At 71.9% G+C, this 3,125-nt stretch carries 3 protein-coding genes; 2 read left to right on the top strand and 1 reads right to left on the bottom strand.

What is annotated here, in order from left to right; translation table 11 throughout:
• Together FRW57_RS19625 and FRW57_RS19620 are read left to right on the top strand one after the other, a co-directional pair.
• Positions 1 to 1,591, top strand: a 1,591-nt coding sequence (locus FRW57_RS19625) for a peptidoglycan-binding domain-containing protein (protein WP_203230435.1), incomplete at its 5' end; no start/stop codon positions are given.
• A 76-nt stretch (positions 1,592 to 1,667) separates the two neighbouring features.
• Positions 1,668 to 2,183, top strand: a complete 516-nt coding sequence (locus FRW57_RS19620; protein ID WP_137121154.1) for an RsiG family protein — start codon at positions 1,668 to 1,670, stop codon at positions 2,181 to 2,183.
• Between the two features lie 50 nt (positions 2,184 to 2,233).
• Here the strand turns inward: FRW57_RS19620 and FRW57_RS19615 are convergent.
• On the bottom strand, positions 2,234 to 3,125 hold an 892-nt coding region (locus FRW57_RS19615; RefSeq protein ID WP_152186831.1), incomplete at its 5' end, for an FAD-dependent oxidoreductase.

The following is a 3,125-nucleotide window of genomic DNA, read 5'->3' as shown; positions in this document are numbered from 1 at the left end:
GTCCAGCGCTGCTGCCACACCGCAGGTCGGCGCCATGGCGCCGGCGAACCCGGCGCCCTCTGCCCGCAACACCGCCGCGCAGGCGCTCCGGCCACCGACGACCCCGACGTTGCCGAGGAGCATCGAGGACTACGCCATCCACGTGTCGGCGAGCTCGTGCGACACGTCGGACAAGCCCGGGACGGTCAAGCTCGCCAAGCTGCTGGTGAACACCTACCCGGGGACCAGCTACAGCCTGTCGCGTTCCTGCGGCTCCAGCACCATCCCGACGACCGAGCACTACGACGGCCGCGCCATCGACTTCGCCACGAATGCCCGCACCAGCAGCGGCCGGGCCGTCGGCGACAGCCTGGTGCAATGGCTGCTCGCCAAGGACAGCTCGGGCAACCCCGGCGCGAACCTGCGTCGCCTCGGGATCCAGTACATCATCTGGAACAACTGGGCCTGGTACACCTACAAGTCGCCCTGGATCACCAGCAACGGCGGCTGGGTGCACTACCGGGAGGACTGCTTCACCACCGCGACGGGCGCCGCCTACGACTCCTACTGCCACCGCAACCACGTGCACCTGTCGCTGTCCTGGAACGGGGCAATGGGCCAGACCACCTGGTGGACCGGCCGGGTCAACAGCTTCGACTACGGGCCGTGCAGGGTGCCGGACCTCAACTGGGCACCGACCCGTCGTGCCTTCAACGGCACCAAGTGCCGCAGCTATCCGACCGTCCAGCCGGAACCCGGGTCGTCGGCGTTGCACCGGACGCTGGTCACCTTCTCGGGGATGTCGGCCCGGCTCGGTATGCACGGGAACGCCGTGAAGGCGGTGCAACAGGCCGTGGGAGCCGGTGCGGACGGCTCGTTCGGCCCTGCGACCGACGCCATGGTCAGGCAGTTCCAGGCCTCCCAGGACCTCACCGCGGACGGGATCGTCGGCGTCAACACCTGGCGCGCCCTGCTCAAGGTGACCGCGCCGGGCTACCGGCCGCCTGTGTCTGCCACCCCACCACCTGCGCCGGCCCCGACCCAGCCCGTGATCACCGCCCCGGCGCCGGAGCCGTCGCAGCCCGTGAAGGCCCGGACCAACGTGTCACTCGCGGCCTCCGCCGCCCGGATCACCAAGGGGCGCAACGTGATGCTGACGGGCGACCTGCTGACCACCTCACGTCGCAAGATCGTCGGCGAGACGGTGCGGCTCTACCGCAAGCCTGCCGGCTCGCGAGTCTGGAGCCCTCTGCGGTCACTCCGGACCGGTGCTTCCGCGAAGTTCCGCGCCACGGAGCGTCCCGGCGTGACGACGGCCTACCAGGCCCGCTACACCGGATCCTCCCGGTATGTCGCGTCGGCGTCGCCCTCGCGCACGGTCACCGTGACCGTCGTCAAGGCGCGGCCCTACGCGAAGTACGAGAAGGTCGTCCTGCGGGTGGGGTCCCGCGGTGTCTCCGTCAAGGTGCTGCAGCGGGCCCTGCGCATGCCGGCGCGTGAGCTGGACGGCGTGTTCGGGCCCAAGACCCGCGCCTGGGTGGTGGCCTTCCAGAGCGCGCACCGACTGCCGGTCAACGGCGTGGTCAGCGCCCGGGTCTGGCGGGCGCTGTAGAGCCCGCGCGTCCCGGCTCGGTCCGAAGGGGCGGCGCCGCTAACCTTGGGGCTCCCGGCCGAAGTGGAGCAGTCGAATGAAGGCAACCGACCAGTTGACCGAGGTCTCGGAACACCAGGACCTCGCTGCTCTCCCCCTGGATGAGCTGCGTCGGTATCGCCAGCTGCTGCGCGACGAGGAGGACCGCGTGTCCTACCACCGACGGGTGCTCTTCGGGCGGGTCGACCTGTTGCAGAAGGTGTTGGACAACCCGCACCGCACGGACCAGTCCTGGTTGCTCAACGCGCGAGAGCTCGCACACGCCCTGCGCGACCGCCACCCGGGCACCCAGCGGGCGGCGCTGGTCCGGATCCGGCATGCCGAGGAGCTCACCGAGCTCCCGGACACCGAGGGCGGCGGGTGGAGCCGTGACCCCGACCTGCACGACCCCGACGACGTGCAGGACGTGCTCGCCGAGACCCGGGCGGTGGCCGACCGGATCAGTGGCTACCGCAGCCAGATCCACGCCCGGATGGACGAAGTGATCGCCGAGCTCATCGCCCGGTACAGGGCAGACCGCTCGGCCGTCCTGCGGCTCATCGACGAACGCTGAGGCAGGGCGTCCGTCGGGGCGCACGACCCCCCGGAACGCGGCCGCTGACGCTACCGGCTCAGGAGCTCGGACGCGGCCAGGAGGCCCTCGTCAAAGGCGCGCACCGCGTTGAGGCCTACGGTGTCGCGGGCGCCCCCCACGACCACGCTCGGCAGGCCGCGGGAGACCAGGGCGCCGGAGACGGGGTCGTGCGGCACCTGTCCGGCGGCCACCACGACCGAGTCTGCGGCGATCAGCTCCCTCCCGACGGCCCCCACGACCAGCACGCCCTCGGGCACGATGGCCTCATAGCGGACCCCCGTGCGCAGCACCGTTCCCCACCGGCGCAGCTCGCCGAGCAGAACCCAGCGGGTGGACCGCCCGATCCCCGTGCCGATCCGGCCGGAGCGCCGCATGAGAGTGACCTGCCGTGCCGGGGTACCCACCCCTGGGGTGGAGCCCTCGGCGATGGGCAGGTAGTGGTCCCGGAAGCGTCCCAGCTCGTCGCCGGCCTGGACGTGCGTCAGCAGGTGTGCGAGGTCGACCGCCACACCACCGCCGCCGATCACCGCGACCCGCGCGCCCAGCCGCCCACTGGTGGTGCCACGCGGGTCCAGCGCGGCGAACGCTTCGGGATAGGTGAGCACGTGCTCGAGATCCGATCCGGGCAGCGCCGTCTCACGAGGACGCACCCCGGTCGCGACGACGACGCCGTCGAGATCGTTGTCGCCGGTCAGGCGCCGCACGTCGACGGGCTGCCCGAGGTGGACCTCGACACCGAGCCGGTCGAGCTCGTGGGCGTAGTAGCGCACCGTCTCGGCATAGTCGGCCTTCCCCGGCACGAGCCGGGCCATCCGAAACTGGCCGCCGAGCTCGGCTGCCTGCTCGAACAGCACGACCCCCGCGCCCGCCAGGGCCAGGCCACGGGCGGCGGACAGCCCCGCCGGGCCGCCACCCACGACG

Origin of the sequence: Segeticoccus rhizosphaerae, from assembly GCF_009192725.1 — a bacterium.
Lineage (GTDB): Bacteria > Actinomycetota > Actinomycetes > Actinomycetales > Dermatophilaceae > Segeticoccus > Segeticoccus rhizosphaerae.
Note: the sequence above shows the minus strand (reverse complement) of the source record. Positions and strands in the feature narration are given on the sequence as shown.